The 7,301-nt window shown below is 61.5% G+C and carries 4 protein-coding genes and 1 pseudogene; all 5 read left to right on the forward strand.

What is annotated here, in order from left to right:
- The first annotated feature begins 48 nt into the window (after positions 1–48).
- Positions 49–2,490, forward strand: a complete 2,442-nt coding sequence (locus tag GGQ68_RS23120; protein ID WP_183970228.1) for a glycosyltransferase — start codon at positions 49–51, stop codon at positions 2,488–2,490.
- 152 nt (positions 2,491–2,642) lie between these two features.
- Positions 2,643–3,572: a sulfotransferase family 2 domain-containing protein gene (locus GGQ68_RS23125; protein WP_183970230.1), complete on the forward strand. Its 930-nt coding sequence runs from the start codon at positions 2,643–2,645 to the stop codon at positions 3,570–3,572.
- Positions 3,573–3,748: 176 nt separating this feature from the next.
- On the forward strand, positions 3,749–4,714 hold the full coding sequence (locus GGQ68_RS23130) for a sulfotransferase family 2 domain-containing protein (RefSeq protein WP_183970232.1): 966 nt from the start codon (positions 3,749–3,751) through the stop codon (positions 4,712–4,714).
- A gap of 213 nt (positions 4,715–4,927) precedes the next feature.
- Positions 4,928–6,337, forward strand: a complete 1,410-nt coding sequence (locus GGQ68_RS23135) for a mannose-1-phosphate guanylyltransferase/mannose-6-phosphate isomerase (protein WP_183970234.1) — start codon at positions 4,928–4,930, stop codon at positions 6,335–6,337.
- A gap of 88 nt (positions 6,338–6,425) precedes the next feature.
- A pseudogene (locus GGQ68_RS24520) lies at positions 6,426–7,224 on the forward strand (IS3 family transposase); the annotation flags it as partial.
- Positions 7,225–7,301 lie beyond the last annotated feature (77 nt).

A 7,301-nucleotide genomic window follows, 5' to 3' on the forward strand; every position in this document is an offset into this window, starting at 1 on the left:
AGACTGCATGCCCGTCTGGGTGGCTTCCGCGGCAACGTGGATGGAATCATGGGTGATATGCTGCAGGGCTGGGTCCAGTCCTTGCGCACGCCCGATCAGTACATGCGCGTGGGACTGTATGTTCAGGGCGCGCGCATCCACGAAGCCTCGGCCAACATCTATCGCGGCGATCTGGAACGGGCGGGCATAGGCGATGGCTGTCATGGCTTCTCGATCCCGCTCACCGCGGATCTGGTCCGTCTGGCGACACTAAACGGCGGGCAGGTCGAGATCCGTGTCCTGAGCGGCGCCAGCACACAGCTTCTTGGCAAACATCACCTGAGCGACACCCGAACCTCTGGCGATGCAGACGGCAAGCCCATGCCCGGCTGGCTGTCGCCCCTGCAGCGCAGGCTATATGGCGGGGCGCAGGTGCTTGCCGCTTTGTTGTCACGCAGCGGGGATCTTGCACCGCCGCCCAGGGCGCCCGGCACATCTGCGGCGCAACAGAGACTGTTTTCGCGCACCGACTACCTTGATCCCGAGGTCCAGCTCCCCGAGCTGATGTTTGGCTATGCCGAATACATCCGCTACCGCGACCGGCTGGACGAACAGTTCGACACGGCCGGACACCCGGACGACATCGCACACTTTTACAAGCGATACCTCAGCGCCTATGCCGCCATGCGCGGCGGGCTGCGGGTGCCCTTGACCAGGCCGGTCATCGACTGGCTGAACGAACCCGTGGTGATCGGCGGGCAACGCAACAGCCTCAGCCGGGCGGCGTGGTTTTTTCTTCCTGACGTTCAGCCGATCCGCAATTCCATGAATTTCAACGCCCAGGACTGGTACGTCTGGGCCGTCTATTGGTGGTCAGTCAATCAGGCAGAAGCGATTCATTGCGAGGACTGCCTCGTGCCCGCCAGCTACATTGACCTGCTGCGCAGCGTGCCACCGGAGCGGCAGGGCATGACCTACGCCCCATCCGAGTTCATGCTGCGGCAATATGCGGAAACACCGGAAATCGCCGACCTGAACCTGACACAGGAGGACGCGCGCCGCGATCTGACCTGCGCGCTTTTGCTGCTGGCGGTGCCGCGCCCGGACTTCCTGCGCTATATTCCCCGCCCCGCGCTGGAGGCAGCCCTGACCCCCAATGGCCACGGTCCCTCGCCTTTGGCCCAGTTCTGTACCCAGATGGGCCTGCCTGCCAGCAATCTTGACCGCTCCGGATATGCCCGCGCCTTGCGCCAGCAGGGCTTTGACCTCGACACCATGCGCTTTTTGACCTTCACCTCCGAGGGTCACCGCGCCGAATGTGCCACGCTGCCGCCGCTGCCGAAGGCGGACACGGTCGATGTGCAGGTGATCGGTCCCTTTGCCAAGGCCAGTGGGCTTGGGCAGGCGACCCGCCTGTCGGCCAGCGCGCTGGTAAGCGCCGGGGTGGCGATCAACACGGTCGATTTCGGTCTCGACAACCCCGCGCCGGAGGGGTTCAGCCGTGCCGCCGTGGTGTCGGACTACACCCGCGCCAAGGTGAACCTCTTCCACCTGAACGCCGAGGCCATCCCGCTGGCCGCCGCCTACCAGCCGGACGTTTTTACCGGGGCCTACAACATCGGCTATTTCTACTGGGAGCTCGACAGCCCCGGCGCCTGTCACTACCTCGGCATGGACATGCTCGACGAGATCTGGGTCTCCACCGAGTTTGGCGTGTCGATTTTCCAGCCGCATGTGGACGTGCCCGTCACCAATGTCGGCATGAGCTTTGAGGCGCTGCCGGACATTCCCGCAGGCGAGGCCCGCGCCTTCCTGCAAAAGACGGCAAACATCGGGCGCGACGTCTTCACCTTCATGGTGACCTTCGACAGCTTTTCCTTCGTGCAGCGCAAGAATCCTCTGGGCGTGCTCAAAGCCTTTGCCAAGGCCTTTCCGCAGGGCGGTGACGACGACGTGCGGCTGGTGATCAAGACCCAGAACCGCACGCGCGTGGCCGATCCGACGCAGATCGCGATCTGGGAACAGGTGGACGAGGCGCTGGCCGCCGACAGCCGTATCGTGCTGATCGACGAGACCCTGCAATACACTGACCTGCTGAAGCTCAAGAAAGGCGCCGACGCCTATATCTCGCTGCATAAATCCGAAGGCTGGGGCTTTGGCATGATCGAGGCGATGAACCTTGGCGTGCCGGTGCTGGCCACCGCCTATTCCGGCAATATGGATTTCTGCACGCCGGAGACCTGCTGGCTGGTGGACTATGAGCTCAAGGAGCTGGGACCGCAGGATTACATCTTTGTGCGGCCCGGCCAGAAATGGGCGGAACCGGACGCGGACCACGCCGCCCGCCAGATGCGCGCCATGAAGGACGATCCCGCCGAATGCGCCAAACGCGCCGTTGCCGCGCGTCACAAGGTGCAGACGGAGTTTTCCGAGGCGGCCATCGGCCAGCGTTATGCGACCCGGATTCACCAGATTCTGGCGGACATAGACCAGCGCCGGTGTGCCTCTTGACCCGCTTAGGGCCACAAAGAGGAGCTGAGGCTTCGAACCGGGCCCTCCCCACAGACGCGCGCCCCGATGCGCGCCCTCTCAGCCGGGATAAGATCACTCTGGCTTTTCAGCTGGTGCTCGATCGCCCTCCCCCCGCCAAGCGGCTGGACGCAATGGAAGCGCGTCAGATCACTCTGCCGCAACTGCGGGAGATGCTTTTCGACTCTGACGAATTTTTCGACCGTATGGCGCTGACGTCAAAGACAAAGGGTCCGTCCCCCCTTTTGTCAGGTCTGCCCCGGATACTCCGTCGCATTGCCGGACGGGAGCCCGGGGCGGTCCCGCCCTGGCCCATTGATCGCGCCAAGGTTACCGTGGTCCACCTGCACATTCCCAAGAGCGCCGGAAGCAGCCTGAACACCCATCTCATGACGCTCTACCCTCAAAGTGCACGGATCAATGCCAACGAAGGCCGTCCGGAAAAGCAGATTTCAGCCATGTCTCGCCAGGATCGCGGCCGCATAGGGGTGGTGGTTGGGCATACGACCCATGGGCTGGGCCGGCTGCTGACCCGACCGGTCTTGTATCTGGCCGTCCTGCGCAGTCCCGGCCCCCGGTTGTTCAGCTTTTACCGCTACATTCAACGCACCCCGGACCACCGCTACTACGATGCCGTGAACACCGAAGCGCCGGATTTCGGAGCCTTTCTCGAACTGGCGAGCACAGAGACCGTCTTGCGGCGCGAAGTGGACAACGGCCAGGTGCGGCGTCTGGCTGGGCCTATGGACACCACGCCCGTCGACACGCGCGTTTACCTGAGAGCATGCGAACATCTGTTTGCTCCCGACATGATGTATGGCCTGGTCGAGAACTTCGATCCGTTCTTGCAGCGGCTGGTGGATCGCGGCGTGCTTGATAAACTCAAAGATGTCCGCGCCAACGCAGCGCCGGCTGGGGAAACCGTCGCCCCCGGCGAAGCCTTTGCCAAGGAACGTGACCGTCTGAGCGACACTCAGGCAAAGCTCCTTGATGCCTTCACACTCTGGGACAACAAGCTCTATGCATGTGCTGCACGGCAAGACAGAAAGATGAGCGCAACATGACATCTGCAGGTGCCACGCATAAGAGGCAGGGGGCCCTGGTCGGAAAAGACCTGCGTTCCAGCCGGAGCCTGACGCGGCATGCGCCAAGGGGGGTTCCCTGACTCGAAAATGCTCTGGCAAGGCCGCTGCGACGGGCGGTCATCAGCACGACCCAAGTTTTTGAAAGCGGCCTATCCATGTCCACAACGCCCTTGCCCATGTCGACCACGCCTCCAGAGGTGGTGACTGCGTTCCGGTTGTTTCTGGGACGTGCCCCCAATCCTAACACGCCACCACAACTAGGATCGGGCGGGGTGCAGGCCCTGCATCGCACCTTGGAAAAATCCAGGGAATTCCGCGACAGTCCGCGCTCCATAAAGAAGCCATACCCCTGGCCACTGCGCCAGATCATGGTGAGCCAGCCTGCGAAACTTGTCTATTGCCCGATCGGCAAGAACGCCTGCACTTTCCTGAAATCCGAAGTGGCGCGCACGGCGCGTCCTCCACATATCGCGCATATATTGAAGGACATCCATTTCCTGACGGATCACGTTCGCACAGGGCTGCAGTTCAGTGACTACGAGCCTCCCGAAGTGAACCAGATGCGCCAGGGTCCCGACTATTTCAGGTTTGCAGTGCTACGCGACCCGATGGAGCGGCTGCTTTCGGCCTATATCGAAAAATTTGTCATGGGCCGGCTTCAGCCCGCCAACATTCACCATACGAAATCCGTTGTCGCCCCCGTTCAACTCGCAGCCAATCGCAAGAAAGTCGACTTCGACGAGGGCATCACCTTTCGCGCGTTCATTGATTATGTCACCCATGCAGAAGCCGCGACCCTGGACCCGCACTGGCGACCACAAGCCCTGTATCTCGAAGGCCTTCGGTATGATGCGCTGTTCCGTATCGACCAAATAGGCCAGCTGATGGAAGTTCTCGAAGAGCGTGCCGGCATGAAGCTTGGCAGGCAGCCCCGCAATGTGACCGGGTCCGGCCGGGGCGAAGATGTGGCAAATGCGCAGGATCTGACCCCCGCCAGGATCGCCGCCGGGCCAAAGCTGTCGAAGGCTTCTTTTTATGACGACGCCATGCGCCATGCGGTCGAAACCACCTTTGCCGCAGACTACGTTCTTCTGAACGCCGTGCAGGACACACCGCTGTGACGCATGATCTCTCCGCCATAGTGCCCACTTGTGGCCGAGGCCGCCCCTGCGTGTCGGCGCCATACCGAAAACGGGCATCCGCCTGGTTTTGGACGGCTCTTGGTGTTTCTTCCGAGACGTGTGTCAACGACCGTCCAAAGGTCGTCTCATGGCGATAGAAACCGCTCCCCAAAAGATTAAGCCTGTATTCAAAACATCAAAGGATATCCCAAAATGATCTTTCCCGTCCTGCTTTGCGGGGGGTCCGGCACAAGGCTCTGGCCACTTTCGCGCAAATCCTATCCGAAGCAATTCACCGATGTGATCGGCGATGACAGCCTGTTCCAGGCCTCGGCAAAGCGTTTCTGCGGGGAAGGGTTCGCCGCCCCCTTGGTCATCACCGGCGATCCTTTCCGCTTTATCGTGACCGAACAGCTCGACGAGATCGGTGTGACACCTGCCGGCATCCTGATCGAACCCGAAGGGCGCAACACGGCGCCTGCCGCCTGTGCGGCCGCGCTCTTTGCCATCGCACAGGACCCCGAGGCCACAATCCTGCTGGTGCCGTCCGATCACGCGATTCCCCAGCCTGAACTGTTCCGGGAAACCGTGATGATGGGCAACGCAGCCGCCTCACGGGGACAGATCGTAACCTTTGGTATCGCCCCTTCCCGCGCAGAAACCGGTTATGGCTGGCTGGAAACCGGCGACTGCGACGACGGTATCTACCGGCTGGAACGCTTCATCGAAAAGCCCGACCAGGCCCGCGCCGAAGAACTCTTTGCCGATGGCCGCTACCTGTGGAACGCAGGTGTCTTTCTGACAAAGGCCCGCGTTCTTCTGGAGGCTTTCAAGACCCACGCGCCGGACATGCTGGACCAGGTCCACAAAGCGATGGAGGCCGCCAAGGGAGATCTCTCCTTCACCCGCATCGACCCGCCGCTCTGGGCCGGGGTCGAGGATGAATCCATCGACTTTGCCGTGATGGAAAAGGCCGGGAACCTCTCCGCGGTGCGCTATGATGGCCATTGGACGGACCTGGGGGGATGGGAATCCGTCTGGCTGGAATCCGAGAAAGACGGCAACGGCAATGCGATCACCGGTGCAGCCACAGCGCTGGACTGTCACGACAGCCTGCTGCGCGCCGAAGCCCCTGATCAGGAGCTGGTGGGCATCGGATTGAAAAACATCGTGGCTGTGGCCATGCGTGACGCGGTCATGGTGGCGGACATGTCGTCTTCGCAAAACGTCAAACAGGCGGTGAAGGTGCTCAAGGGCCGCGAGGCCAAGCAGGCGCTGGAATTTCCGGTCGATCGCCGCCCATGGGGCTGGTACGAAACGCTGGCGTTGTCAGACCGCTTTCAGGTGAAGCGTATCCACGTGAACCCCGGAGCAGCGCTGTCCTTGCAAAGTCACCATCACCGGTCCGAACATTGGATCGTCGTTCAGGGCACGGCCAAGGTGACCGTGGACGAAGAGGTGAAGCTGATCACCGAGAACCAGTCCGTCTACATTCCGCTTGGCGCCGTGCATCGCATGGAAAACCCCGGCAAGCTGCCGATGGTGCTGATCGAGGTGCAGACTGGCAGCTACCTCGGCGAGGACGACATCGTCCGCTATGAAGACATCTACGCGCGAACCTGAGTTGTAAAATGAGAGCCTGCTTCAGACCTCATTGAGCTTCTGCCGGTTTCGTGGACACGAAGATAAGATCGTGATCACAGAAACGGAGATCAGACATGGTAAGGGGAAGTTCACGAAGGAGTTCAAGTTTGAGGCTGTGAAGCTGGTGACAGAACGGGGCGTTGCGGTGGCCCAAGCAGCCCGGGATCTGGATCTGGCCGAGAGCGTGCTGCGACGTTGGATGCAGGAGGCATCGCCGGCACCCGTCATAGCGTTCCCCGACAATGGCCAGCAGCGTGCTGATCTGGCCGAGATCGCAGTCTTGAAGAAGGAGGTCGCCAAGCTCAAGGCGGAGCGTGACATCTTAAAAAGGCCGCTGCATACTTCGCGAGGGAAGCGACATGAGGTTCGCCTGCATCGCGAAGCACCGGCATATCTAACCGGTCAGCTGGCTGTGCGAGGTTCTGGAGGTGTCGCGCTCGGGCTTCCATGCGTGGCTCAATCGCCCTCTCAGTGACCGGGCGATCCTTGATGCAAAGCTCGTCGCGGCCACCGGCACGAGCTTCAAGGCCAGCGACCGAACCTATGGTGCCCGCCGCGTTTGGCATGATGTCCTCGAAGAGGGACTGAGGTGCGGCCTCCACCGGATCGAGCGGCTGATGCGCCAGAACGCATTGAGAGCACGTCCAAAACGGCGCGGAAAGCTAGGAGACGGTGGTGAATGATCGGTGATTGCCGACAACATTCTCGATCGGGACTTCGAAGCGGATCGCCCGAACCAGAAGTGGCTGTCCGATTTCACCTACATCTGGATCGCCCAAGGATGGCTCTATGTCGCCGTCGTGCTGGACTTGTTCTCCCGCCGGGTGGTCTGGACCTGTCGCGCTTTGGTGCCGCCCCAGGTGCTCGTTTAGGCCACCTTCCGCTCGAACGCGACAGGGCTTTTCCAGCCCAACGCTGAGTGTCGGCGTCGCGGATTGTAGAA

It is taken from the genome of Sagittula marina (assembly GCF_014196795.1).
GTDB classification, from domain to species: Bacteria; Pseudomonadota; Alphaproteobacteria; order Rhodobacterales; family Rhodobacteraceae; genus Sagittula; species Sagittula marina.